This window comes from Gemmatimonadaceae bacterium (assembly GCA_035606695.1).
Classification (GTDB): domain Bacteria; phylum Gemmatimonadota; class Gemmatimonadetes; order Gemmatimonadales; family Gemmatimonadaceae; genus JAQBQB01.
In genome coordinates this window covers 64,588-89,654 of record DATNEW010000008.1, presented here as the reverse complement: position 1 = coordinate 89,654, position 25,067 = coordinate 64,588, and the positions used below count along the sequence as shown (strand labels likewise).

Below are 25,067 nucleotides of genomic sequence, written 5' to 3'. Positions count from 1 at the left end.
CGAAAAGCTACCGCGCCGACTCTCTCAGCGCACGTATCGCACGCATGACGAAACCGGCGACGGGCCGCAGTCTGCCGTTCGGTGCGCGCAGTCCACGCGCCTGGCCGTAGTCGCCCGCTTCGTACACGATCAACCCCTTGATCGCCGGATGGTCGGTGGCCCACGACATGACTTCCCACACCGCGTTCGTCTGGCTTCGCTCGCCGTAGGCGAGTGGATAGCCGCCCGTCGCGAACACCCAGTGTTCTTTCTTTGGCGGCATGGCACGCATCCAGCGATCCGCCGTGCGCGTGTCGGCTTGCACGCCGCCGCCGACATACGGCGTTGGGAAGAGCGAGAAGCCGACGATGTCGATCGGCGATGACGGCGACGCGGCCCACGCATAGAGCGCGCTGTCGGCCGACGAATACTTCGAGGCCGCGACACCCACGCGAATCTTGCGATCCATACTCTTCGCGACGCGCGCCGCATCCGTGAGATACGACTCCCACTGTTCCGGCGTGAGCGTGCCGACGGCGCGTTCGCCGGAGCCGTACGGGTCTTCCGCGGGAAGAATGATGTCCGGATGCAACTGCGCGATCGCGCGACGCATCGTCGCGATGCGTTCCGCGGTGTTCAACTTGGTCTTCCCGAGCTCCGGCAAGAGCGTGCCGCGATAGCCGATCGCGACGATGAGCGGACTGCTGTCGCGCCGCGCCGGATCGATGACCTTCGCGAGCGAATCGAGCGCGAGCTTGGTTGCGCCCGGTACCACGACGACGGCGATTGCGTCCACGTCGAGCGTATCGACGAGCGCGGAGTCGCTGTGAATCGCCGGCGGTGGGGGCGGCCCCTTCGCGTCGGGAAGAATCTTGAGGCCGACCGCGAAGTCGGCGTCGGGACGCTCGCGGAGCTGATCGTGCCGATGCAGCTCGTAGTTGCGCAACTGCACCACCGCGCGCGGCATGCCGACGAAGATGATGAAGCCCGTCCACATCAGCGCGTACGCCGTCATGATCAATCGGAACGTTGCCGTGAGCTTTCGAAGCGCCGGGAACGCCGGCGACACCATCGGCATGTTCAGAAAAAATGGCGACGCGAGCACACTCGACGTGCCCGTCGCGAAGACCATCGCGAGACTCTGCGCCGCGAGCAGCGCCACCAGCGGCTCGATTGGCGAATGTCCGTGCGCCACGAGGTACCGCACGACGCCGACCGTCGCGATCAGGATGTCGTAAATCGCGATGAACACGCCCCACGCGACGTTCACGAGCCCGCGCACCAAGGCGTATGTCGCCTGAATCGCGAACAGCACGAGGACGGCGGGCCACACCCAGTCCATTTCCACCACCGCTCGTCCCGTGATGATCGTGGACGTCGCAAGCGTCAGAAACAGGCCGGGAAGCAGCATCAACGCCGCCATTCCCGAAACGGATTGGAGAAACCGGGGCGCTTGGGCTTTTTGAGCGATGCGCCCCGCCAGCACGATGTCCCAGATCAGTATGATGACCATCAGCGCGAGGTGCGCCGGGGCGAACAAATTTTTCATCCGCGTCCGCGGGTATCCGTCTTGACGTCGCGCGCCGTGAGCCGGCGCGACAGGACTTCAAGGGCTTTGCGAAAGTCGTGCGAAGCTGGCGCGACCGCGTCGAACAGCAGAGTCTGCCGTTCCGGAAGCGCGTGCACCGCGAGATGGCCGTGATCGAGCAGCACCATCGCCGAGACACCGCCTGTATTATGCTCCCGGACGGTCGGCACGCCGCTCAGGCTGAACCCCGCGGCGCTGGCCGCGGCGATGAGCAATCCGCCGAGCAGTGCGCTGTCGCGCAGCTGCTCGACCGGAACGCCGATGAACTCGGCGGTCAAATGTGAATGCGAATTCACATTTCTCCGTCGCTCATCCGCCGCAGACCGGCGGCGGCGGACCAGCGGGCGCCCGCGGTGTTGGCGGACGCGGTGTTCCGCGCGGCGGATTTGGCGCGGGCATCGACGCCGCCATCGACCGCGCGCCGGTCGCACTTACGGCCCGCACACCGGCCCATTCGTCGTCGAGCTGACGGCGCAGCGTGCAGCGGGTGATGTTGCCGAGCGGAACGACGTCCTGCCACTGCGGCCAGGTGGTGCGCCGCACGAGAAGCTCGTAATTCACCGCGCCGGGTGACGGGTCCCAGCTGATCGTCCACGCCTGCCCGCCGGTGGCCGAGGCCGCGCTCGTGGTGCCTGCCGGGTCCGGGCCCGCGCGACCCTGCCGAACGGCCCGCGCATTCGCCGGGGTCGCCGGCGCCGCGGCGAGCGATCCCACCGTCGCCGCGTTCACCCGCGCGAGGTTCGCCACATAGCCGAAATTCACGTGCGAAAAGACGTCGGTGGGAAGATGCTGGCGATTATAGTTCTCTAATCGTTCGGTGAAGCGCAGCCCGGCGTCGCCGGCCATGACGTACGGTTCGTGATCGCCGCCGCGCTGAATGCGGTCGAGCCGCCACACCGGCACCACCTCGAAACTCGGCATGTACACCCGGTCGAGCGCCCACGCATAGCGCCCCAGCTCCCGGCTCGGCGAGTTGTCGGGGTCGGCGGCAAAAATGCGCATCGACGTCGAATCGGTGGTGCCGTCTTCCGTCGTCACGTTGCCGACGATGTCGTCGGTCATCCCCGCGACGATCTTGTAGCCCTGTTCGTGCAGCCGCCGCTCGAGCTGCTGCGCGCCAAGAAGCCCTTGTTCCTCCGCGGCGACGGTGACGAGGACGATCGAAGCGTCGAGCCCGCGCGGAAAGTGTTTCGAGAATACTCGCGCCAGCTCGATCACGGCCGACGATCCCGAGCCGTCATCATCAGCGCCCGGCGCCGTCGACGTGGAGTCGAACGAGCCGCCGGGTTGCGCGCACACGCACGAGTCGTAGTGGCCGCTCATCACGATCACGCGCGAGGTGTCGCGGCCGGGCAGCCACGCGAGCACGTCCACGATGTTGGCGGGGATGAATGTCGTATCGCGTCCCGCGACGCGTCGCACCTGCTGCACCTGGCCGAAGTATTCCACTTTGAGGCAGCCGTTGCAGGCGCGCGAATACTGTGAGAGCTCGGAGTAGATCCACCGCCGCGCCGCGCCGATGCCGCGGGTCGTCGACATCGTATCGGAGAACGTGTTGCGCGTGCCGAACGACACGAGCATCGAGTCGGTGTTGCGGATGCGGGCCGGACTGACGTCGGCGAGCGCGGCGGCAAGCGCCGAGTCGCGCGTGAGGCCCGCAGTTTCGTCCAATCCGCGCGCGAAGGTGACCGTCTCGACGACCGGCGGCGGCCCCGAGGCAATCGGTGTCGCAACCGTCGCCCGCGCGCCGCAGGCCGCCAAAAGCGCCCCGGCGATCAATACCTGGGCATGAGTTGATCTGAGCATCGTAGTGTGAGCTCCCCTTTGTCCCCTTCGGGACGCGGTTCAGAACATCGACATCGCCAGGAACGATCGCAGCGAGTCGTTCGTCGAGCGCAGGCGCGAGGAGAGCAGCCGCACGCAGGCCCACAGAACCTTGTGGGCCATCTCGCGATTGAAGTCGAGCAGCATCTCGAAATCCGCGCGCGTGATCGTCAGGCACGTCGTGCCGCCGTTGGAGATCGCGTGCGTCGAACGTTCGCTGCGGTCGAACACGGCCATCTCGCCGAAGAGCGCGCCCGGCTTGAGCACCGCGAGCGCTTCTTCGCCGCTGCCGGGCACGTCGCGACTGATGCGCACGTCCCCTTCGACGATGAGGTAGAGCCGGTTGCCGTGCTCCCCTTCACGAAAGATGAATTCCCCCGAGACGAACTTCTCTTCTTTGCACACTTCGGCGACCTGGGCGAGCTCCTCGTCATCCAGATCTTTGAAAATCGCCACCTTTTTCAGCAACTCGGCGACTTCTGCCATGGTGTCTCCTGGGAATGCCGAAGCTAGTGCCCGCCCGTGCGCGCTGGCAAGCGTTCGCGGCGCTCCGTTAGGATTGGAGATGGTCTCCGCCCTGCGCGCGCTGCCGAACGCCATCTCGTTCTCGCGAGTCGTCCTGGCTGTGGCGTTCGTGCTGGTCCACGGAACCGATGCGCGTCTCACGCTCGTGGCCGTCGCCGCGGCGACCGACTTCCTTGACGGGTTCATCGCGCGCCGTGCGCGAGTGACGTCGCGCTGGGGCGCGTTGATCGATCCATTCGCCGACCGCGTCTTCGCGCTCGTCGCCGTTTCGACGTTCCTGTTCGAGGGCGAGCTGTCGACCATCGGCTACTTCGTCATGATCTCGCGCGACCTGATGACGGCCGTCGGATTTCTCGTCGCACGCGTGGTGAGGTGGCTCAAGCCGGTACAGTTTCGGGCGCGCTTTTCGGGCAAGGTCGTCACGGCGCTCCAGATGATCGCGTTCATCGCGCTGCTGCGCTTTCCGGGGTGGATCACCGCATGTCTCTGGCTCGTCGGCCTGTCGTCGCTGTATTCGATCGTGGACTACACCTACGCGCTGTGGCGCGAGCGCGCGCAATGAGAGAACTCATATGGGCTGCCGCCCTGGCCGTTACGGGAACGGCGACGGTGCGCGCGCAGAACTTGCCGCAACCGCACGCCGAATACCGGATCGACTACATCAATGGCCGCGGCAACACGCTGCAGGGCGGCGCCGGCTGGTCGATGCCGGTCGGCATCTATGTGCGGATGGCGCTCGACGGGGCGGCGGGTACCACGTGGCGTGATGGCGTCGCGCACGCGAGTGGCCGCGTCGACGGAATCGCCCGATTCACCCTCGACCCGCTGCGCGAGTCGCCGATCGGATTCTCACTCGGCGGCGGCCTCTCGGTGCCGGTCATCGATGGAGAACGGGTGCGGCCCTACGCGACGGTCGTGATGGACATCGAAGGGCGCCGCCGCGGGAACTGGACTCCGGCGGTACAGATTGGGCTCGGCGGCGGGGCGCGGGTCGGGGTCGTGATTCGCGGCTCGGATCCCCATTGGCGCTGATGGGTATTCCGGTGTCATCCTGAGCCCCGAAGGCGCGAAGGACCCCTCTCGCTGCGGTGCGCTCTCCTCGGCGCACAGGGGTCGTTCGCTAGGCTCAGGATGACAGTCGCGAGAGGACCTCATGCGCCGAATCTCGTTCATCCCGTTCGCTCTAGGCGTGTTGGCGGTTGCGCCCCTCCATGCGCAGTCGAAGATCCGAACGCGCATCGTCGGTGTCTACGACGAAGTCACCGGCGAGGCGCTGGACGGCGTGGAGATCACCGATCTCGGCACCGGTCTCAAGTCGCAGACGACCAAGACCGGATCGCTCGCGCTGTTTCTGTCGGATACGACAGGAACGATGCTGCGCGTCCGCAAGCTCGGCTACGACGTGCAGTTGCTGACGATCGGTACCGCCCGCGCCGACACGACACCGATCACGCTGATGCTGCACCCGAGCGCGGTGAGCCTACCCGCCGTCGTCAGCAAAGCGCACAACAATCTCCGAGGACCGGCGGATACCGTTCGCAAGCTCGAGCTGAACGGATTCTACGACCGGCGGCTGACGACCGGCGCGCCGACGTCGTCGTTCGTGACGGCGGACAAGATCGCGCGCATGACGCTGGTCTCGGACGTCGCGCGATTGAGCGGACGACCGTTTTGCACGTCGAACCTCTATTTGAACGGCGTGCGCGTCATGGATATGGGCTCGGTCGTTCGCCAGGCGTTCGGCAAGGGACGCACGCCGAATCAGCTCAACAGCAATCCCGTCGATCAGCTCGTGATGCCCGATCAGGTGCTCGCCATCGAGTTCTATCGCACGTCGGACATGCCGGTCGAGTTCGCGGCGTCGATGCGAGGCGGTGCGGCGGGGTGCGCGACGCTGATCTGGACGAAATAGCGGCGACAAACAGAAACGCCTCCGATGGGAGGCGTTTTCTTGACGAGCTACTTCAGGCCGCAGCGGTGTCGTCGCGCTTCTTCGGCGGTTGGGAAAAGCGTTCGCCCAACTTGCGGAGCTCCTGGATCTGCTCGGCGGGCAACTCGGGATAGCGCTCGGTCATGTACGCCATCGTCTCGTTGAACCAGTCCGCTTGATCTTCAGGCGCGGATCCAACCACGCCGCACCGCATGATATGCTGGAACAATTCGTCGCGCGCTTCCTCAAAAGGCGAGGGCGTCGCCGGCGCTTTCGTCGTGCGTTTCTGCTGTTTGGCCATGTATGCAGGTTAGGGTGAGAGACACACAAATCTAACGCGCCGTACGATCCTGTGATAGCTCATTATGTGCCAACACACCGCTTTCACTCCGTCACTCCGTGCGCGCCACCATTCCGGCCGCGCCGACGAACTCCAGGATCATGTTGGTCAGAGTGTCCGGCGCTTCCTCGGGTACGAGCCGGCCCGTACCGGGCAGACGCACGAGCCGGCTGCCTGGGATGGTATCCGCCAATCGGTCGCCAAGTTTCGGCGTCACGAACGGATCCTGATCTCCCCAAACGATCAATGTCGGACAGTCGAGCTGCGTGAGGTCGACGTCGGCCATGTCGTCCTCGTCGACCGCGCGGCCGAGCGCGAGCAGGTGATTTACGCCATCCTGACCGACATAGGGCGCCAGGTATCGCGCGAGTAACGGATCGGGCATGTGCTCGGGGTTCGCAACACTCTTCTCGAGCAGCTCGCGCATGAGAGGAGCGGCGCCGAGTGTGCCGCGCGAGATGCGAAAGGCGAAGCGCGCCGTGTTCCGCTGCATCGTCTTGATGTCTTCGGCCGGCACGTCGTCGAACGCGATCGGATTGATCAGGACCAGCCGTTCGACGCGCTCGGGCCGATTGTAGGCGAGGTGCATTGCGACGGCCGCGCCCAGGTCGATGCCGACGACCGTCGCGCGCGAGAGGCGCAACGCGGTGAGCGCGCGGTCGAGGTAGTCGGATTGTGCGGCGATTCCGAACTGTGCGTCGAAGGGACGGTCAGATTCGCCGTAGCCGAAGAGGTCGACGGAGAATGCGGTGCGGCTCGCTGTCGCGAGCACCGGTCCGATCTCTCGCCACAGGAAACTGCACGTGCCGAAGCCGTGTACGAGGAGAATGGGTGCCCCGCCGTGCCCGTAGCGCTCGACGTGCATCGAGCCCGGGCCGACGGGGATTCTCAGAAGGTCTGCATCCATGTGGATCGGTAATCAGTAATCGGTAGGCGGTCGTCGCTGGTTCACTTCGGTTAGGAAGAATCGTGCGCAGCGGCGAAAACTCCAAACCGTTAGTAGCTTTCTCGCATGCCCGACGAGCAGGAACAGACGTACGACGAGGGACGCGCCAGGAACCTCGAAGCGCTCCTTCGTGCGTTGGCGGAGCGCATTCAGGAGCTCGACGGGCAGGGCCGGCTGCTGGAGCAGGCTGGTGAGCTCATGCGGCTGATCGGCGACGTGCGGAGCGAGCTCTTTCACTACGAAGTACGGGTCACATACGACACGCCTGAGATCGCGGACCACCGGCGCATCGTGAGCGATTCCGAAAACATCGACGAATCCAAATGGCAAAAAGGCGAGTGGAACCCGGACGAGGACGAAAGCCCGGAGTGGTGAAGTCGGCCAAAAAGCCGGCGGCAAATCGAGCGTTTTTCGTGATCATCGCGGTGATCGCCATCGTTGGGATCGCCGCGTTGACCTATCTGAGCACGCGGCCGAAGGCCGGCACCACGATCGGGTTCGACCCCTCGCTCCCGAAAGTGGAATCGCAGGGCTACGTGATGGGCAGCCCGAACGCGAAGCTCGAGGTCACCGAGTTCGGCGACTACGAGTGCCCGCAGTGCGGCCGCTTCGCGACGCTCACGGAATCGGACGTCCGGCAGCGATTGGTGAACACGGGCGAGATTCGCTACCGGTACATCGACTTTCCGCTGGACATGCACCGGAATACCTGGAACGCCTCGATCGCCGCCGCGTGCGCGGACAAGCAGGGCAAGTTCTGGGAGATGCACGACGCGATCTTCGCGTCGCAGGATCAGTGGGACGGCGAAGCGACCGACAATCCCAACAAGGTGCTGAAGCAGGTTGCCGCGCGGATTCCGGGCATCAACACGGATTCGTTCAACGTGTGCCTCGACACCAAGCAAACACAGCCCAAGGTGCAGGCGCACTATCAGCTGTCGATGGCGCGAAAGATCGCGGCGACGCCGACGTTCTTCATCGGCACGCAGAAGTTCGAGGGCTTTCTGCCGTACGACGAGTTCAAGCGCCACGTCGAGGAAGAGCTGGCCAAGACCGCTCCGGGCGCCGGCAACGTCGGCGGCGACTCGACCAAGTCGGCGCCGCTCAAGAAGCCCGGCACATGACCAAGCGCATGTGGATGGCGCTCATCAGCGTGGCGGGGCTGCTGCTGGGCATCTATCTCACGCTGTACAAGTTCGGGTTCATCGGGACGCTCGCGTGCGGTGTGACGTCGTGTGAGACGGTCCAGACGAGCCGCTGGTCGGTCTTCCTCGGCCTTCCCGTGGCGACGTGGGGCGCGGGCTTCTACGCCACCATGCTGATTCTGACGATCGCGGGTCTGCAGGAGCGGTACGTGGACTCGCGCGGACTCGCGCTGGCGATGATGGTGCTGACGGGTTGGGGCGTCCTGTTCACCGCGTGGCTGAACTATCTCGAAGGCTTCGTCATTCATGCGTGGTGTGAATGGTGCCTTGGGAGTGCCGCCATGGTGTTGCTGTTGTTCGTGCTTTCGGTGCTCGACTTTAGGGAGTTGCGCGAGGTCGGAGAGGAGTAGCGGGCGGCGGTGAGGCCGTCTACGCTCTCTTTACCGTACGCTGTCCGCGCCCTTGAGATGCATCATTCAGCCGGAGCTTGGGCTTGTCCTCCGCCGGACCCTCTGTCGCTCCGCTATCCACCGCCCGGCGGCGATACGGCACCAGATCCTGACCCAGCACCACCAGCGTCCGCGTCGCGACGACGCTCGCGAGGGGCTCAGGGATCGCCATCTCCCTGATGTAACTGTCTATCGCGCGGTCGAAGGTTAGGTCCTCGGCCAGCGTATCCACGAACATCAGCGCGTTATCGACATGCGCCCGAATGATCGCCTCCTCGGCACGCGCCTGCGCGAGACGAAGACGGCGTTCCGCGGCGGGCTCGAGCTTGCGGCGGAAGATGCGTTCGGGAAAGAAACGGCGGAAGAATCCAAACATGGGGCATCACGGTTGAGAGACACTCGCCTACGGGGCACGACTCGTACCACCCAACGCCCAACACTCAATGCCCAGCGCTCACGACTCCTGCGCTTCGTACTGGTCCTTCAATGAAGCTACCACGTTCGGGTCGGCCAGAGTGGTCGTATCGCCCAGCGCACGGCCTTCCGCGATGTCTCGCAGCAGCCGGCGCATGATCTTGCCCGAGCGCGTTTTCGGCAGATCCGCCGAAAACAGAATGTCGTCGGGCTTGGCGATGGCGCCGATCTTTTCGGCCACGAACCCGCGCAGCTCTTCGCGCAGCTCGGAGCTGTGCTTGAATCCCTCACGCAGCGTCACGAATGCCGCGAGCGCCTGGCCCTTGATCTCGTGGGCCTTGCCGACGACCGCCGCTTCAGCGACCGCGGGATGCTCGACGAGCGCCGATTCGACTTCCATCGTTCCGATCCGGTGCCCCGCGACGTTCAACACGTCGTCGACACGGCCCAAGATCCAGTAGTAGCCATCGTCGTCGCGCTTGGCGCCGTCTCCCGGGAAATACAGATCCGGGCGATTCGGCCACTTCGTGAAGTACGTCTGCACGTATCGTTCATCGTCGCCCCAGATCGTTCGCAACATCGATGGCCACGGCCGAGTGAGCGCGAGCAGTCCGCCGCCCACCTGAATCTCCTTGGCGTTCGCGTCCAATAACGCCGCGCGATAACCGGGCAACGGCATCGTCGCGCTGCCTGGCTTCGTTTCCGTGAGGCCCGGCAGCGGCGAGATGACGATCGCTCCAGTCTCCGTCTGCCACCACGTATCGACGATCGGACATCGATTGCCGCCGATCTTCTCCTGATACCACATCCACGCTTCAGGATTGATCGGCTCACCTACGGAGCCCAGCAGGCGAAGACGCGACAGGTCGTGCTTCGCCGGCCACTCGTCGCCCCACTTCATGAAGGCGCGAATCGCCGTTGGTGCCGTGTAGAGAATCGTGATGCCGTACCGCTCGCAGAGCGACCAGAAGCGATCCTTCTCCGGCCAATCGGGCGCGCCCTCGTACATCACGCACGTCGCGCCGTTGGCTAACGGGCCGTACACGAGATACGAGTGACCCGTCACCCAGCCCACGTCCGCCGTGCACCAGAAGACGTCGTCCTCCTTGAGATCAAAGACGATCTTCGTCGTCGTCGTGACGCCGGTGAGATATCCGCCCGTCGTGTGCACGATGCCCTTCGGCTTCCCGGTCGTGCCCGACGTGTAGAGGATGTACAACACATCCTCGGCATCCATTTTCTCGGGCTCGCACTTGGCTGACTCATGCTGCATGAGCCGGTGCCACCAGTGGTCGCGGCCGTCCTTCATCTCGGCAAATGCTTCGTCGCCGCCCGCGCCGGGCCGTCGCTGTACGACGACGACGTTCTCGATCGACGGACACTCCTCGAGCGCCTTGTCCGCATTCCGCTTGAGCGGCACGATCGAGCCGCGGCGATAGCCGCCGTCCGCGGTGATGAGCAGCGTGCACTTCGCGTCGTTGATGCGGTCGCGCAGCGACTCAGGTGAAAAGCCGCCGAAGACCACGGAGTGAATCGCGCCGATGCGCGTGCAGGCGAGCATCGCCACCGCGACTTCGGGAATGAGCGGCATGTAGATCGCCACGCGATCGCCCTTCTTCACGCCGAGTTTTTTCATCACGTTCGCGAACTTCTGAACCTCGACGTAGAGGTCCCAGTACGTGAGCGTGCGGCGGTCGCCCGGCTCTCCTTCCCAGATCAACGCCGCCTTGTTGCGTCGCGCGGACGTGACGTGCCGATCGACGCAGTTGACGGAGACGTTCAGCGTTCCGCCGATGAACCACTTGGAGTGCGGCGGTTTCCAGTCGCAGACCTGTTTCCACTTGGTGAACCATTCGAGCTGGTTCGCTTCGCGCTCCCAGAACGCTTCGGGATCTTCGTCGTACGCTTTGGGATCCGAGATCACCGCGTTTTTCCGAAAATCCTTCGGCGGCGGGAACTTTCGATTCTCTTGGAGGAGGGCGTCGATTTCGGTCATAATGGTGATAATACGGGGCGCTGCCCGCTCGAACAATTCTCTTACGCCGAGCTCGTTGACTCTTCAGCTTGGCGGCGCAATCGTTCATTCACAATTCATCCGACCGCGATTCCGGGACAGGGGCCTTCACTCGAAGGTGCGTTCTGGACGCTGAAAGAGCGGTTCCCTGGCCGCACACGTGCCCGGGATTCCGCTCTGTTTCGTTTTCGGGCACTCCGTCGCCGCCGCCAGCTCTCAACCCGGAGAACGCCCGTGAACATCCTCATCGTCGTCCTGCTGTCGCTCGCCGCAGCGTGCACCACGGTGCAGCTCGAGCCCAACTCGTATGCGTTCGGCGGCAATCGATTCGACGCTCCAGAGCACATTCGCGGATTGCACGCCCGCGGAGATAGCTCCGGTGCGCCCATCCGCTATCGCGCCGCCGGGCAGCCGGATCGCCTGTTCTATCTCTGGGCGCTGGACACGGAGCTCGACGGCGTCGAGCGATACGACCGCGTCGCCGCGAGTCTTCTCGACGACGTCGGCGACGTGCCGGAAGGTCTGATTCCGATCACACCGGCGATGATTCACCACGTCCCCGCGCTGCCGGCCGCGCTGCCAGACCTTCGCATCATCGTGCCGGTCTTCGACGGCGACCTGAAACACGTTGCCGTCTGCATCGAGGCGCTGCCGGATACGCGGTCGCCGCTGTTCTAAGCTGTTCTATGAGGTCGCGGTGTAAGCGTTTGTAATCGCTTATCTTGTGGCATGCCCGATTCCCCCGTGGCGGTCGAGCTGTCCGGCGTCGTCCGGACCTTCGGCCGCCGCCGCGCCGTCAACGGCGTGGACCTTTCCCTCATCTCCGGTGAATGTCTCGCGCTGTTCGGGCCGAACGGTGCGGGAAAAACGACGCTGCTGCGTGTAATCGCCGGGTTGCTCAAGCCGAACGCGGGAACGGTGCTCGTGAGCGGGCAGGCGTTGCGCGACAACGCGCCGGCGCGCGCGATGATCGGCCTGATCTCGCATCAGAGCATGCTCTACCGCGCACTCACCGCACGGGAGAACGTGGCGTTCGCCGCGAAGCTGTACGGTGTGCCAAAGCCAATGGACGCCGCGCTGCGCGCCCTGGAGCGCATGCGCATCGCCGATCGTGCCGACGCGCCGGTGCGTGCATTGAGCCGAGGCCTGCAGCAGCGCGTCTCGATCGCGCGGGCGATCGTGCACGAACCGTCCGTCGTGTTGCTCGATGAACCGTACACCGGCCTCGATGCGGCGGGTGGCGCGGCGCTCACCGACATGCTCCATGTGCTGCGCGCGTCGGGGGCGGCGCTGCTCCTCGTCACGCATAACGTCGACGAAGGATTGGCCGTTGCCTCGCACGCCGCGGTGATGCTCGACGGCCGCATCGTTCGCGTCGACGACGCATCGCAGATCGACGCGCGCCGCTACTTCAACGAATATCGCGCGCTCGTGCTTGGCGGCGCGGGAGCGCGGTCCGCGGTGGACGTGTTGACGTGACCGCTGCTCCGGGCACGCTCGCCGCCGCGTGGTTGATCGCGCGCAAGGATCTCTCGATCGAGTTTCGCACGCGCACGGCGTTCTTCTCCGCGGTCGTGTTCGCGGTGCTCGGGCTCACGATCTTTTTCTTCGCGTGGGATTCGACCGTCGTGTCGTCGCTCGATCTCGCGCCCGGTGTGTTGTGGGTGATTCTCACCTTCTCGGGGCTGCTCGGTCTTCAGCGCTCGTTCAGCGTCGAGGAAACGGATCGCGCGATCGACGGATTGCTGGTTTCTCCGGTCAGCCGCGAAGCGGTGTACCTTGGCAAGGCGATCGGGAATCTGCTGTTCGTCGGCGCGGTGCAGTGCATCACGATCCCGGCGCTCGCGCTGTTCTACAATCTGCCGTTCGGAAAACCGCTGCTCGTCGTCGCCGCGATCGCCGTCCTGGCGATCGTGGGGCTGGTCGCCGTCGGGACCCTCTTCGCCGCGATGGCGGTCAACACACGGCTCGCCGAGCTGTTGTTGCCGATGCTCAGCCTGCCGTTTTTTGTTCCAATTGTGATGTCGGCGGCGCAGGCGACGGCGCGGGTCCTTGCCGGCCGGCCGCTCGCCGAAGCGTGGCCGTGGTTGAAGATCCTGGTCGCGTTCGACATCGTGTTCCTCGTCGCCTGCACGTTGGCGTTTCCCTTCACGCTCGAAGAATGAGCTCCATTCAAGTTCCAGAACGGCGTCCGATCTTGGGACCGTGGTTCGCGGTCGCGGCGATTCTCATGATCGGCGTCTACATTCGCGCCATCTTCTTCACGCCCGCGGAAGCGACGCAGGGATTGGCGCAGAAGATCTATTACATCCACGTGCCGTCGGCGATCAGCGCGTATCTCGCGGTGAGCATCACGGCGCTGATGTCGATCGTGTACCTCTGGCTGCACGAGGAGCGGGCCGATCGTCTCGCCGAGGCGTCCGCGGAAGTTGGCTTGGTATTTCTATCGGGCGTGCTGATCACCGGACCGCTGTGGGGACGGTGGATCTGGGGGACGTGGTGGACGTGGGACGCCCGGTTGACGCTGACGCTCTTTCTGTGGTTTCTCGTCGCGGCCTATCTCGTGATGCGCGGCGCGATCGAAGAGGACGCCATGCGCGCCCGCTACTCCGCGGTGCTCGCCGTGCTGGCGGCGATTCTGATTCCATTCATCCATCTCAGCGTCTACATGTTCCGCACGCTGCACCCCATGCCGATCGTGCTCAAGCCAAGCGCGCCGTCGTTGCCGCACGAGATGCTCGTGACGTTGTTGTTCAGCATGGCGTCGATGGCGTTCCTCTGTGTGGTCCTGATCGGCGCGCGCTATCGGTTCGGCATCGTGCGCGACGCGGCGAGACTCGAGCTCACCGGAGGCGCGTGATGGATACCTCGACTCCGTATCACATCGCGTACACCGTGATCGCCGTGCTGTACGGCGGCTACGCGTTCAGCTTGTGGGTGCGTGCCAGGCGGCTTCGTCGTTCTGCGCGCGCCTTCCGTTCGGGCTCGGAATGACCGGCATCGTGTATCTCGTCGGCGCCGGTCCGGGCGATCCCGGATTGCTGACACTGCGCGGCGGCGAGTTGCTCATCAGCTGCGACGCGATCGTCTACGACGCGTTGGCAAATCCGGCATTGATCGGCCTCGCGCAGGTGCAGGAGCGCGAGACGCCGCTCGAGTTGTACGACGTCGGCAAGCGCGGCGGCGCGTCTGATTCCGCGCGGCAGGACGAGATCAACGCCCTGCTCGTGCAGCTCGGACGCGACGGCAAGCGAGTCGTGCGCCTCAAGGGCGGCGACCCGCTGGTGTTCGGACGCGGCAGCGAAGAAGCGCAAGCGCTCGCGGCCGAAGGCATTCCATTCGAGCTCGTTCCCGGCGTGACGGCGGGAATCGCCGCGCCCGCGTATGCCGGTATTCCGGTGACGCATCGCGGCCTGTCGACGACGGTCACGTTCGCGACCGGCCATGAGGATCCTCTCAAGGACAGCGCCGCGGCGGTGTCGTGGTCCGCGCTCGCGAAGGCCGGTGGTACCATCGTGCTGTACATGGCGGTGAAGACGCTGCCGAACATCGTGCAGGCGCTGATCGAGGGCGGCCTGTCGGCGGACACGCCCGCGGCGGCGATTCAGTGGGGCACGTATCCCAAGCAGCGCACCGTCGATGCGACGCTCGCCACGCTCGCGGACGAGATCACGCGGCACGAGCTCACGGCGCCCGTCATCACGGTGATCGGGCCCGTGGCCGCGCTGCGCGAAGAGATCGCGTGGTTCGATCGCCGGCCGCTGTTCGGAAAACGCATCGTGGTGACGCGCGCGCGGTCGCAGGCGGGTTCGCTGACGGGTGCGTTGATCGCGCGCGGCGCGGACGTGCTCGAAATGCCCGCGACGCGCATCGAGCCGCTCGACGATGCGCCATTGCGCGGCGCGCTCGCGCGCATGAGTGAATTCGGCTGGGCGATCTTCACGAGCCAGAATGCGGTGAAGATTTTCTGGGACGCGCTGCGTGATACGGGCCGCGACGCGCGTGCGTTCGCCGGCATGAAGATCGCCGCCGTTGGGCCGGCGACGGCAGACGCGCTGCTGGCGCGCGGACTCGCGGTGGACGTCGCACCCGATCGCTTTGTCGCGGAGGCGCTGCTCGATGCCCTGCGCGATCGGCGCGACGTGCGCGGCGTTCGCGTGCTGTATGCCGCGGCGCAAGGTGCGCGCGAGACGCTCGAGGATGGCTTGACCGAACTTGGCGGTATAGTCGAACGCGTCGAGACCTATCGTTCGACGATTGATGAAGAGGGCGCCGCGGCGCTGCGCGACGAGCTGGAATCGAGCGCCGTCGATCTCATCACGTTCACCTCGGCGTCGTCGGTGAATGCGTTCGTCGCGGCGGCCGGTGAAGCAATCGCGCGCCGGGCGCCGGCGGCGTCGATCGGACCGATCACGACGGCCGCCGCGCGCAACGCCGGCATCGACGTGATCGTCGAGGCGGACCAGTCGACGATCGCCGGGCTCGTGGATGCGATCGAGCGGCACTATGCGGCGGTGCCGGCGTGACGTTTCTCATCGCCACGCGGGCATCCGAGCTGGCGCTGCGCCAGGCGCGGATGGTGCAGCACGCGCTGGCGCTGGCGGGTATCGAGGCCGAGCTCAAGACGTACAAGACCGTGGGCGACAAGCGACTCGACGAGCCCCTGAGCGCGATCGGCGCGAAGGGATTGTTCACGAAGGAGCTCGAGGCGGATCTCGCGAACGGCAAGGTGCAATGCTGTGTGCATTCTCTAAAGGACCTGCCGACGGAGATGCCGCACGGACTGGAGATCGTGGCGCTCTTGCCGCGCGAAGATCCGCGCGACGTGCTCATTGCGAACAGCATCACGGGCGCGAGCTCGCTGGATGAGCTGGCGCCGGGAAGCCGGGTCGGGACATCGAGCTTGAGGCGCCGCGCGCAGCTGCACGCCGTACGGCCCGATCTCGAGGTCGTCGATTTACGTGGCAACGTGCCGACGCGCGTGAAGAAGGTGGACGAGGGCCATGTGCACGCCGCGATTCTCGCGGCGGCGGGGTTGCATCGGCTCGGCGTCTCGCAGCGTATCACCGCGTACCTCGATGCTCCTGCCTGGCTACCGGCGGCGGGGCAAGGTGCGATCGCCGTTCAGATTCGCACCGACGATGAGGATTCTCGAAAGGTCCTCGCGCCGCTCGCGGATGAGCCGACGATGGCGGATACGCGCGCGGAGCGGGCGTTCCTGGGCGCGCTCGAGGGCGGATGCCAGGTGCCGATCGGGGCGCTCGTCGTGCGAGACGACGAGCGGACGGAGCTCCATGGATTCATCGCCGATGTGAAGGGAACGCGGGTGTTGCGCGGATCGATCCCGCTCGATGAGTCGCAGCCGGAGTTGAGCGGCGTCCGCTTGGCGAACGAGCTTCGGCACCGAGGGGCGTCTGATATTCTGGAATCGCTTCGGCGCGCGGAGCATTTGCCGTCTCCGCAGCCGGAGTAGGGGACACCTTCGTCCCCGGGTACGCTCCTTCTCTAACAGCTCGAGCTATCCGGGTCGCTGGCGCGCCTCGACCTCCGCGAGCCACTCCAGCTCCGTGACGAACTGCCTGATCGAGAGCCGTACCACCATCGCCGCGTCCGAGGTCGGCGACGTCTCCTCGATCACGGCGTCGAGCGCCGCCGTGTCTTCCTCGATCTGCCGCTCGATGAACTTTCGGCGGCGCGCGATCTGAGCCTGGAAATCACGCGGGCGCGCCTGCCATGACAACACCATCCATGTGAGGAACGGGTCGGGGGGACGCTCTGTCGCCCAGCGTGCGTGAGCCAGCGAGCTCGCGAGCAAACGCCGTCCGTCGTCGCCCGGCTTGTAGACGCGGCGCTCGGGACCGAGTGATTCGTCGTTCTCGATCGCCTGGATATGGCCTGCCGCATCCAGCTTGCGTAACGAATAGTAGACTTGCGCTTTCGTGATACTCGCCCACTTCTCCACTTGCCGCCGCTCCAACTCGGCCCACAGCTCGTAGCCGTGCATCGGCCGTTCGGCGAGCATGGAGAGGACGACGAGATCGGCGAGGGTGACACCAGCGGGGCGGGGCATTGACGGGCAATCTAGTCTTAATTATACTAGCCGTCAACCGAGACTAGTATTAATTATACTAGTCGCTACCGCGAGGGACGGATCATATGACGGGCATTCCGGAGGCAACGATGGCGGCAACACTCAAGGCGCTCACGCCGGTTCTCATCGTCGACCACGTCGAGCCGTGTGCGGCGTTCTGGGTCGATCGGCTGGGCTTCACGAAGTCCAGCGAAGTACCGGGTGACGACGGAACGCTCGTCTTCTGCATTCTGCAGAAGGACGGCGTCGAGATCATGTATCAGACGAAGGCGAGCGTCATCGCGGACGCCCCCAGTCAGGAAGCGGACCTGGTCGGCCACAGCACGGCGCTCTTCATCACCGTGCCGAGCATGGACGATCTCGACGCGATCGAGCACGCGCTCGCCGGCGTGCCCGTCGTGAAACCGCGCCACACGACCTTCTACGGATCGACGGAGTTCTATGTACGCGAGCCGGGCGGGAACGTCGTCGGCTTCGCGGCATTCTGACCCTTCTACGCGAGGACACGCTCATGCCCAAGCGACTCGCCAAATCGCGCGAGAACGTCTTCGATCTCGAGCAGATCCCGAACGTCGGTCCGCGCATCGCGGCCGACTTTCGGAAGCTCGGGCTCGATCATCCGCACTCGCTCGCCGGCGCGAATGCGTACGCGCTCTACGATCGGCTCAACGCGCTCACCGGCGTGCGACACGATCCCTGTGTGCTCGATACGTTCATTGCCGCGATTCGGTACATGGAAGGCTCGCCCAAGCGAGCGTGGTGGCACTACACCGCGGAGCGGAAGCGAACGTTGGCGGCGGTCGCGGGCGGCTAATCGTTGATGAACGGATAGTAGAGCCGATCTCGGCGCCCGAGGATCGCGTCGAACGTGACCATCCACGCCTGCGCGCGGCGCGCCGGATCGGTGAGGCTGGCGATGGCGGCGCGGCCGTGCGCGATGGCGCGTTGGTGCGCATCGGGATAGTCACGCGCGTACTCGGTCGAATCAACGAGCTCGCCGTAGCCTCCGTGCGCGATCGCGTAGACGTCGGCGTACGCCTGTGCGAGCGCGAGATGCACCATCGCCGTATCGGCGGCGTGCGTCGCGAGCGCGCGCTCGCCGGCGTCGATGACGAAGCGCGGCTTCCGCGTGTCGCCCGTGGAGTCGACCGTCACTCCGTCGAACAGCGCGGCAAGCAACGCGCTTTGTCCCGCCCGACTCCTCGGAGCCGCCGCGTACGCCGCGCGCCGAACGTTGTGTGAGTATTCCATCATCGCGTCCGGCTCGTCGTTCCAGTACACGGCGCCCAAATGCTCGTATGTGGCGCGTCGTGCGGCGGAGCGCGCGCGGCCGACGCTGTCCCGGGCCGCGAAGAACTGCGACGCCGCGAGACTCATCATGAGATCCGCCGAGCGCAGCGCGGCCGCTCGCTGCTCGGCGGTGCGATGCGCGGTATCGGTGCTCAGGATGCGTATCGCGCGCACTACGACGGAATCACTGTCGGCCGTCACGACTGAGTCGTGCGAGATTCGCTCGGCGACGACCGCCGCCTCTCGCAACGAATCATCTCCGGCGATATGAAGCATCGAGTCGAGCAGCGCGCCAGGTCGGTCCGCCGACGGGAACACCGTGCCGATCATGCCGTGGGGATCGTCAGCGCCGTAAACGCGCAGGGTATTCCGGACGCGAAGGACGCGGCCAATCAGCACATGATAATCGGGATCCACCGCGCCGAATACGCGCTGCAGCGAGTCGAGGGCGATGATCGACCTGGTCGAGTCACTTCCCACGACCCGGATGACGACCGCGCGCAGCCGACAGTGTCGCTCGGCGAAGCGCGTCGTATCCGCGTCGAGCGTGAAGTCGCGAGGCGGCATCGGCGGATCGAAAACCGCGGCGTGGCGAACGACGAGCCCTTCGATCGTGTCGTTGCCGATGGCGACGAGGCACTCGGCGTCAACGTCCCAGGACGGTGCATCCGAACGGAGGGAGTCAGCGGGATGCGAACGCATCCACGCGTCGGGCGACACCGACGTGTCGACTGTGAGCAACGCTCGCAGACTGGCCGGCGGCGTGTTGCGCGCGCGTCGTTCGGCGCATGCGGCGATACTCACGGCAGCGGTCGTGAGCACGATCGATCGCGCGAGTCTCACTTCACCGCGAGTTGCTTGGATACGATTGGCACGAGCGAGCCGAAAACTCCCAGGGCGCCATCGAGGTGCTCGATCACGCCAGCGCCGCTGAAGAAGTCGCTGCTGCGGCGATAGTAGTCATAGTAGTTGCCGTCCACGGCGCTAACGATGACGCGATAGGGCGTTCCCTGGCCAGGTGTCCCGACAAAGGGAAACAAGTCGTCACCGAACATATTGCTCGATTGTCCGGTCAGGGCAATCGAGGTGTCGGCGAAGATCGCGGTCGGTCCCCGCACCGAGACCACGGAGACCTCGTACGATCGCGCGCCGGACACGCGCGACCAGGACAATCGCAGCGTGTCGCGAAGGAGCGTAAAGGGTTGCGACGACTCGGGCGTGGTGACCGGTGTCGTCGATGGAACCGTCGTTTGGCCGGTCACGACGCGTCCATCCGGCACGGCCACGCGAAGCTGGTAGGTTGCGCCGGGTACGACGGTGAAGCCAAGCTGATCGAGCGAGAAGTGGTAGATCGTCGTGAGGCGTGGCGCGTCGAACGAGGCGATCGCGTGCACGCTGTCGCGTTCCTCCGCGGCGCGCACGTTCCGCCCGTCGGGCAGCGACAGCGTCACGACGGCGCCGGTCACACCGGTCGCCGACGCCGTTGCGCCATTCGTCGATTGGACGACGACGTATTGGTCGCGCGCGGACGCGTCGAGCACCGCGTGCACGACCAGCGCGTGCGCGGCGGGTTCAGTCGGAGATTTCTCGACGCATGCCGCAAGGCTCGACGCGGCAACCAACGCGATTGCCGCGCGTTCAATACGCAACGGTCACCCCGAACGTCGGAACGAATGGAAGGTTGGGGAACGTGGTGCGCGTTGGGTGGCCCTTGAAGTCGTACAGATACGCCGCCGGATTCTTCGCGTTGAGCAGGTTCACCACACTGAGATACGGTGAAACCGTCGAGCCGCGAATGTGTCCGACGCGCGTCACGCCGACATCGACACGCCCGTACCACGGCAAGCGTGCGGAGCTCAGCGGCGCGGAGATGTTTTGCTCGATGTCGCCCGGCTCGGGAAGCCATCGCTGGTTCACGGGGTCATAACGCTCGCGGACGAACTTGCCGAGAATTGGCGTCGTCGGGAGGCCGCTGGCGACGTTCATTCGCGCCGACAGCGTGTAGGCGGCGGCCTGCCAGCGGCCCACGAGATTCAGATTGTGACGACGATCTTGCCCGGGGAAGTAATGCACGCCATCCGCGCCGATGCGCGATGACACGGCATACGAGTACGCGAGCCAGCCGCTGAACGGTCCACCCTCGAGTTGCCGCAGCAACACGTCGGCACCGTAGGACGTCCCTCTCGCGGTCGTGAACTCGTCGCCGTGTACGCCCGGGTCGCTGTATGGGTTGGGCACGAGCAGGTGGTCGTAGCGCTTATAAAAAGTCTCAATGTGCAACAGGCGCCGCGACGACAGCCAATGCTCGAAGCCGACGACCGCGTCGCGTGAATGTGAGACGGCGAGCAGCGAATCGCTGGCGACCCAGAACTGCAGCGGCTCGAGCGGCTCCTCCTCGCGACCAAGCGAATGCATCCACTGCGCATACGTGCCGGCGGCGAAGGTGAGCGCGGCGTCCGGCGTGACGAAGTATTTGATCGACAGGCGCGGGGACAGTCCGCTCCACCGCGCTGCTTCAACCGCATCGAACCGCGCGCCGGTCTCGATGAGCAGCGACGGTGTTGGGCGCCACGTCTGATCGGCGAACAGCGAGGCCACGCCCGACCGCTGCCTGAGTGAATCGAATGGGAAGAGATCGGCGATTCCTGGCAGCGCCGAATTCGCCTGATACTCGAGGCGCACGGCGGACACTTCGTACCCGATCGTATGAGACAACGTCGGGCGGTAGGTCGTGATCGATCCGCCGGCGCGCTGATCGGTGACTTGATCGGCGGCGTGATAAAAGCTGTTGAGAACGTCGACATTGGAACCGAATCGCGTGAGCGACACGCGTTGAGCAACGACGACGCTGTCGCCAAGCGACATGCCGAATAACGTGGGCCGCGCGTCGAAGTTCCTGGAGAGCGTCGCACCGAGCACGCCGTTGCCCCAATGCACGTTCGAGTCGTTGCTTTTGTCATCTTCACTGACGTCAGCGCCGATGTATCCGGTGACGGACAGCCGCATGCCCGAGCCGAAGGTGCGTGCGAGATGCGCTTGCCCGTCCTCGAAGTGATAGGGGAACGCACCGGGCTTGAAGAGATCGACGATGGCGTCAGCGTAGGTGCGGCGCGCGCCAATCATCCACGATCCCGATCCGTCGCCGAACGCGCGGCCGAGCGACGCCGTGGCGGACATGAGAGAGACCTCGGCACGGCCGCCGAGCGATGTGCTCGTCGCGTCGGCCGACTGCACGTCGAGCACGCCGGACAAACGTCCGCCAAACTCCGCGGGAAGTCCCCCGCGACGCATGTCGACGCGGCCGACCATGGGGTCGATGAACGTGCTGAACAGGCCGCCCAGGTGGTATGGATTATAGATCGGATATCCGTCGAGCAGCACGAGATTCTGATCCGCTTCGCCGCCGCGCACGTTGAAGCCGGCGGAATAATCGCTGCGCGCGGCAACGCCAGGCATCGTTTGCACCGCGCGCAACACGTCGGGCTCGACGAACAGCGGCGCGGATTGCAGCTCACTGCGAGTGAACGAGACAGCTCCGATCGTCGCCGTCGTCGCGAATGCGCGGCGTTCCACGCGATCGGCTTCCGACACGACGACGGGCAGCGTGACAGGGCGGGTCGTGCTGTCGGCGGTCGACGCACGGCGCGCGGGAATCTCCGGCGACGCGTTGACGACGACGATTTGTCCCGCGGCCGACACACGCACGCGGAGACGCGCCGCCTGCGCGATCTCGAGCAGCGCGACCGACGCGGTTCGCGAGTGAGATGGAATCGTCACGTGCGTGGCGAGACCGGACAGCTGGGGATCGAAGGTGATGTTGAGGCGTGCGGCAAGGACCACCGCGCGCAACGCGGCGTCGGCGGGCTCGTTGGCGAACCCCATCATGACTATTGTGCGCAGTGCCGCGACACCGTTGCCCTCGGCGCGCAAGTCGCTGAACGACGAATCGACGACGCGCGGCGTCTGCGCGAGGCCAGCGTGCGCGAGCGCGATTGCCGTAACGCCGGAGAGAACGTGATGACGCGCGTTCATCAACGCGTCCTCGGCGTGAACGTGATGGTGTCTCCGTGCTGCGCGTGATTGAAGCTGGCCGCGGCGGCGAGTCCATCGAGCACGCCCGCGAGCGTGGGCGCGCTGTAGATCGCGGTGACGTGTCGCTGCGCGAGCCGCGTATCCGGGATCGTGATGACGACGCCGAACCAGCGCTCGAGCTCCGCCGCGACTCGGGCGAGCGATGCGTTGTCGAAGCTCAACGCGCCCGACGTCCAGCTTGCGTACGTCGACGCGTCCGCGGAATGCACCTGCACGGGCGCGCCACCTGGCGCGACGACGCCGAGATGTCCGGCGGTGATCGTCGTCAACACCGCAGGATGCAACGTGTCCGAGAGCGCGACTGCTCCCGACGTGACGGCGACGCTCACGAGCGAATCTTCCGGATAGGCTCGCACGGTGAATTCCGTCCCGACGTCCCGCGCCGTCGCGGCGCCGGCGCGGACGATGAATGGCCGCGCATCGTCGTGGACGACGCGGAAGGCGCCGAGTCCGGTGAGCGACATGTCGCGGCCGCGGCGCGATGAGGAGATGCGCAGCGAACTTGCCGGCCCGAGCGTGGCGATGGATCCGTCGTCCAGATGAATGACGAGTCGCTTCCCCGCGGCGGTCGCATACGTGCGTCCGCGGGATGCATTGTCGACATGCCTGGTAACGAGCAGCGTCGCGGCGGCCGCGATCAGCACGGCGGCGGCAACCGCATACCAGTGTACGCTAGCACGCTTCGCCGGCGCATGGCTGCCGGCACCTGTGATGCGCTCGGAGAGCCGTGTCCATTGTTCGTCGGTGCGCCACGCGCGGCGCGGTCCGGGGCGTGCGTCGAGTTCGTCGTCCGTCATGCGAGTACGACGCGTTGGTTGTGAAAAACCCTACCCTCGGGTGTCGGCGGCGTCGTCCGCGGCAGATCCGACGAGCTCGCGCAAACGGACTTTCGCGGACGCGAGCAGTTTTTCGACGGCCTTGATCGTGACACCCATCGCCTGCGCGATGTCGGCCTGGGACATTTCATGGTCGAGCCGAAGGATCAAGGCGGTACGACACCGGACCGGCAGGCGGTCGATGGCGCCGCGCAACAGGCGCGTGCGTTCATCGATCTCGAGCGAATCGTCGATCGGCGTCGGCCCGCTCACGGTGCGATTGACGCTTTCGTCGCGCATGGCGCGCTCGGTCCAACGGCGAATGACCGAGCGATGCCGAAGATGCGCGAGCGCACGGTTCCGCGCCGCCGTGAACAGGTAGGCCCGCGCCGACGATTCGATGTCGAGTTGCTTCGCGTTGATCCACACTGTGAAGAAAAGCTCCTGAACGATCTCCTCGGCGATGTCCTGCGACCGAACGAGCGAATCGACGACTTCGCACAGCGGTGCGTGCAGCGCGCGAAAGAGCCGCTCGAACGCGACCGCGTCGTGCGTGCGCACACGGCGCACGAGCATCTCGATGTCGGCGTTCGAAAGCGTCGCCATGCGGAGCCGTAAGTTCCCGGTTAACTTTGACGCGTGCCGTCATTTCCGTCCTATCGCCCGCGCCGCTTGCGACGCACGGAGCCGCTGCGGCGGCTGATTCGCGAAACGTCGCTCCTGCCGTCGCAGCTCATACTACCGCTATTCGTACGTCCGGGATCCGGAATCCGCCAGCCGGTGGAGGCGATGCCGGGCGTATTTCAGACGACGGTCGACGAAATGCTGCGGGACGCCCGGCAGGCGTCCGACCTTGGCGTCGGCGGCGTGATCCTGTTTGGCATTCCTGAATCCAAGGACGCGAACGGGTCGCAGGCCTGGAACGACGACGCGCCCGTGCAGCAGGCGGTGCGCGCGCTCAAGCGTGAGCTGCCGGAGCTCGTCGTGATCACCGACGTCTGTCTCTGCGAGTATACCGATCACGGGCACTGCGGCGTCATCCACGACGGCGACGTGGACAACGACGAAACGCTCGAAGCGCTGGCGCGCGAAGCGGTCTCGCACGCGCGCGCCGGGGCCGACATCGTGGCGCCGAGCGACATGATGGACGGCCGGGTGGGGCGGATTCGCGCGGCGCTGGACGCGGAAGGGTACTCGACCACGCCGATCCTGAGCTACGCGGCGAAGTTTGCCGGGCCGTTCTACGGTCCGTTCCGCGATGCGGCCGAATCGACGCCGAAGTTCGGCGATCGCCGGAGCTACCAGATGGACTCCGGTAATTCGGATGAAGCGCTGCGCGAGGTGCGGCTCGACATCGAGGAGGGCGCGGACATGGTGATGGTGAAGCCGGCCGGGCCGTTTCTCGACGTCATCCGGCGCGTGAAAACGGAAACGGGCTATCCGCTCGCCGCGTACCAGGTGAGCGGGGAATACGCTATGATTCAGGCAGCCGCGGAGCGCGGCTGGATCGACGGCGAGCGGGTCATGATGGATTCGTTGCTGGGCATCCGGCGGGCCGGGGCCGACGTCATCATCACATACTTCGCGTGCGACGCGGCGAAGCTGCTTACTTCACAACGCTGATC

General features: G+C 65.5%; 30 protein-coding genes. 16 read left to right on the top strand and 14 right to left on the bottom strand.

Features of this window, described 5'->3' with window-relative positions; translation table 11 throughout:
• Nucleotides 1–7: 7 nt before the first annotated feature.
• Genes VN706_02245 through VN706_02230 form a run of 4 tightly spaced genes read right to left on the bottom strand, consistent with a single transcriptional unit; the run spans nt 8 to nt 3,991 of the window.
• On the bottom strand, nt 8–1,528 hold the full coding sequence (locus VN706_02245) for a hypothetical protein (protein HXT14421.1): 1,521 nt from the start codon (nt 1,526–1,528) through the stop codon (nt 8–10).
• Entirely contained in the window at nt 1,525–1,863 is a 339-nt protein-coding gene (locus VN706_02240) for an S-adenosylmethionine decarboxylase (GenBank protein ID HXT14420.1), read from the bottom strand. The genes VN706_02245 and VN706_02240 overlap by 4 nt, the downstream gene beginning before the upstream one ends.
• A 13-nt stretch (nt 1,864–1,876) precedes the next feature.
• Complete coding sequence (locus VN706_02235) at nt 1,877–3,373, bottom strand: M28 family peptidase (protein HXT14419.1); 1,497 nt, start codon at nt 3,371–3,373, stop codon at nt 1,877–1,879.
• A 39-nt stretch (nt 3,374–3,412) separates the two neighbouring features.
• Complete coding sequence (locus VN706_02230) at nt 3,413–3,991, bottom strand: cyclic nucleotide-binding domain-containing protein (protein ID HXT14418.1); 579 nt, start codon at nt 3,989–3,991, stop codon at nt 3,413–3,415.
• Here VN706_02230 and VN706_02225 point away from each other — a divergent pair.
• From VN706_02225 to VN706_02215, 3 genes are all read left to right on the top strand, one after another.
• Nucleotides 3,957–4,478 carry a CDP-alcohol phosphatidyltransferase family protein gene (locus VN706_02225; protein ID HXT14417.1) on the top strand — a complete coding sequence of 174 codons (522 nt, stop codon included), beginning with the start codon at nt 3,957–3,959 and terminating at the stop codon, nt 4,476–4,478. The two genes, VN706_02230 and VN706_02225, sit on opposite strands and share 35 nt — an antisense overlap.
• Complete coding sequence (locus VN706_02220; protein ID HXT14416.1) at nt 4,475–4,948, top strand: hypothetical protein; 474 nt, start codon at nt 4,475–4,477, stop codon at nt 4,946–4,948. Before VN706_02225 ends, VN706_02220 begins: the two co-directional genes overlap by 4 nt.
• A gap of 121 nt (nt 4,949–5,069) precedes the next feature.
• Nucleotides 5,070–5,828, top strand: a complete 759-nt coding sequence (locus VN706_02215; protein HXT14415.1) for a hypothetical protein — start codon at nt 5,070–5,072, stop codon at nt 5,826–5,828.
• Between the two features lie 52 nt (nt 5,829–5,880).
• On the opposite strand, the gene VN706_02210 is transcribed toward VN706_02215, so the two are convergent.
• Entirely contained in the window at nt 5,881–6,147 is a 267-nt protein-coding gene (locus tag VN706_02210; protein HXT14414.1) for a hypothetical protein, read from the bottom strand.
• A 91-nt stretch (nt 6,148–6,238) separates the two neighbouring features.
• Nucleotides 6,239–7,093 carry an alpha/beta hydrolase gene (locus VN706_02205; protein ID HXT14413.1) on the bottom strand — a complete coding sequence of 285 codons (855 nt, stop codon included), beginning with the start codon at nt 7,091–7,093 and terminating at the stop codon, nt 6,239–6,241.
• A 105-nt stretch (nt 7,094–7,198) separates the two neighbouring features.
• Here VN706_02205 and VN706_02200 point away from each other — a divergent pair, with 105 nt between their 5' ends.
• Genes VN706_02200 through VN706_02190 form a run of 3 tightly spaced genes read left to right on the top strand, consistent with a single transcriptional unit; the run spans nt 7,199 to nt 8,687 of the window.
• Entirely contained in the window at nt 7,199–7,507 is a 309-nt protein-coding gene (locus VN706_02200; GenBank protein ID HXT14412.1) for a hypothetical protein, read from the top strand.
• Nucleotides 7,504–8,256 (top strand): thioredoxin domain-containing protein, encoded by a 753-nt coding sequence (locus tag VN706_02195; protein ID HXT14411.1) that lies wholly within the window; start codon nt 7,504–7,506, stop codon nt 8,254–8,256. Before VN706_02200 ends, VN706_02195 begins: the two co-directional genes overlap by 4 nt.
• Entirely contained in the window at nt 8,253–8,687 is a 435-nt protein-coding gene (locus VN706_02190) for a vitamin K epoxide reductase family protein (GenBank protein HXT14410.1), read from the top strand. The genes VN706_02195 and VN706_02190 overlap by 4 nt, the downstream gene beginning before the upstream one ends.
• 19 nt (nt 8,688–8,706) lie before the next feature.
• Here VN706_02190 and VN706_02185 read toward each other — a convergent pair whose 3' ends face one another.
• Together VN706_02185 and acs are read right to left on the bottom strand one after the other, a co-directional pair.
• The gene (locus VN706_02185; protein ID HXT14409.1) at nt 8,707–9,102 is read right to left on the bottom strand and encodes a hypothetical protein; all 396 of its coding nucleotides are present in this window, start codon (nt 9,100–9,102) and stop codon (nt 8,707–8,709) included.
• A gap of 78 nt (nt 9,103–9,180) precedes the next feature.
• Entirely contained in the window at nt 9,181–11,136 is a 1,956-nt protein-coding gene (gene acs, locus VN706_02180) for an acetate--CoA ligase (protein HXT14408.1), read from the bottom strand.
• A gap of 252 nt (nt 11,137–11,388) precedes the next feature.
• On the opposite strand from acs, the gene VN706_02175 reads away from it, so the two are divergent.
• From VN706_02175 to hemC, 7 genes are read left to right on the top strand one after another with little or no spacing between them, the layout of a single operon-like run.
• Nucleotides 11,389–11,832 (top strand): hypothetical protein, encoded by a 444-nt coding sequence (locus VN706_02175; GenBank protein HXT14407.1) that lies wholly within the window; start codon nt 11,389–11,391, stop codon nt 11,830–11,832.
• A 51-nt stretch (nt 11,833–11,883) separates the two neighbouring features.
• On the top strand, nt 11,884–12,633 hold the full coding sequence (ccmA, locus tag VN706_02170; GenBank protein HXT14406.1) for a heme ABC exporter ATP-binding protein CcmA: 750 nt from the start codon (nt 11,884–11,886) through the stop codon (nt 12,631–12,633).
• Nucleotides 12,630–13,319: a heme exporter protein CcmB gene (locus VN706_02165; protein HXT14405.1), complete on the top strand. Its 690-nt coding sequence runs from the start codon at nt 12,630–12,632 to the stop codon at nt 13,317–13,319. The genes ccmA and VN706_02165 overlap by 4 nt, the downstream gene beginning before the upstream one ends.
• Nucleotides 13,316–14,014, top strand: a complete 699-nt coding sequence (ccsA, locus tag VN706_02160; protein ID HXT14404.1) for a cytochrome c biogenesis protein CcsA — start codon at nt 13,316–13,318, stop codon at nt 14,012–14,014. Before VN706_02165 ends, ccsA begins: the two co-directional genes overlap by 4 nt.
• Nucleotides 14,014–14,148: a hypothetical protein gene (locus VN706_02155; protein ID HXT14403.1), complete on the top strand. Its 135-nt coding sequence runs from the start codon at nt 14,014–14,016 to the stop codon at nt 14,146–14,148. The genes ccsA and VN706_02155 overlap by 1 nt, the downstream gene beginning before the upstream one ends.
• The gene (cobA, locus tag VN706_02150; GenBank protein ID HXT14402.1) at nt 14,145–15,680 is read left to right on the top strand and encodes a uroporphyrinogen-III C-methyltransferase; all 1,536 of its coding nucleotides are present in this window, start codon (nt 14,145–14,147) and stop codon (nt 15,678–15,680) included. The genes VN706_02155 and cobA overlap by 4 nt, the downstream gene beginning before the upstream one ends.
• Nucleotides 15,677–16,627, top strand: coding sequence for a hydroxymethylbilane synthase (gene hemC / locus VN706_02145; GenBank protein ID HXT14401.1), 951 nt, complete (start codon nt 15,677–15,679; stop codon nt 16,625–16,627). Before cobA ends, hemC begins: the two co-directional genes overlap by 4 nt.
• 45 nt (nt 16,628–16,672) lie before the next feature.
• On the opposite strand, the gene VN706_02140 is transcribed toward hemC, so the two are convergent.
• Nucleotides 16,673–17,224 (bottom strand): PadR family transcriptional regulator, encoded by a 552-nt coding sequence (locus VN706_02140; GenBank protein HXT14400.1) that lies wholly within the window; start codon nt 17,222–17,224, stop codon nt 16,673–16,675.
• An 86-nt stretch (nt 17,225–17,310) separates the two neighbouring features.
• On the opposite strand from VN706_02140, the gene VN706_02135 reads away from it, so the two are divergent.
• Entirely contained in the window at nt 17,311–17,733 is a 423-nt protein-coding gene (locus tag VN706_02135) for a VOC family protein (GenBank protein ID HXT14399.1), read from the top strand.
• A 23-nt stretch (nt 17,734–17,756) separates the two neighbouring features.
• The gene (locus tag VN706_02130) at nt 17,757–18,059 is read left to right on the top strand and encodes a helix-hairpin-helix domain-containing protein (GenBank protein ID HXT14398.1); all 303 of its coding nucleotides are present in this window, start codon (nt 17,757–17,759) and stop codon (nt 18,057–18,059) included.
• On the opposite strand, the gene VN706_02125 is transcribed toward VN706_02130, so the two are convergent.
• The 5 genes from VN706_02125 to VN706_02105 are packed head-to-tail and all read right to left on the bottom strand — an operon-like array spanning nt 18,056 to nt 24,048.
• Nucleotides 18,056–19,378 (bottom strand): hypothetical protein, encoded by a 1,323-nt coding sequence (locus tag VN706_02125; protein HXT14397.1) that lies wholly within the window; start codon nt 19,376–19,378, stop codon nt 18,056–18,058. The two genes, VN706_02130 and VN706_02125, sit on opposite strands and share 4 nt — an antisense overlap.
• Nucleotides 19,375–20,184: a DUF4249 family protein gene (locus VN706_02120; protein ID HXT14396.1), complete on the bottom strand. Its 810-nt coding sequence runs from the start codon at nt 20,182–20,184 to the stop codon at nt 19,375–19,377. Before VN706_02120 ends, VN706_02125 begins: the two co-directional genes overlap by 4 nt.
• A complete protein-coding gene (locus VN706_02115; GenBank protein ID HXT14395.1) occupies nt 20,174–22,567 on the bottom strand; it encodes a TonB-dependent receptor plug domain-containing protein in 2,394 nt (797 codons plus the stop codon). Before VN706_02115 ends, VN706_02120 begins: the two co-directional genes overlap by 11 nt.
• Nucleotides 22,567–23,424, bottom strand: coding sequence for a FecR domain-containing protein (locus tag VN706_02110; GenBank protein ID HXT14394.1), 858 nt, complete (start codon nt 23,422–23,424; stop codon nt 22,567–22,569). The genes VN706_02115 and VN706_02110 overlap by 1 nt, the downstream gene beginning before the upstream one ends.
• 30 nt (nt 23,425–23,454) lie before the next feature.
• The gene (locus VN706_02105) at nt 23,455–24,048 is read right to left on the bottom strand and encodes a sigma-70 family RNA polymerase sigma factor (protein ID HXT14393.1); all 594 of its coding nucleotides are present in this window, start codon (nt 24,046–24,048) and stop codon (nt 23,455–23,457) included.
• Nucleotides 24,049–24,081: 33 nt separating this feature from the next.
• Here VN706_02105 and hemB point away from each other — a divergent pair, with 33 nt between their 5' ends.
• Nucleotides 24,082–25,065, top strand: coding sequence for a porphobilinogen synthase (gene hemB, locus VN706_02100; GenBank protein HXT14392.1), 984 nt, complete (start codon nt 24,082–24,084; stop codon nt 25,063–25,065).
• Nucleotides 25,066–25,067 lie beyond the last annotated feature (2 nt).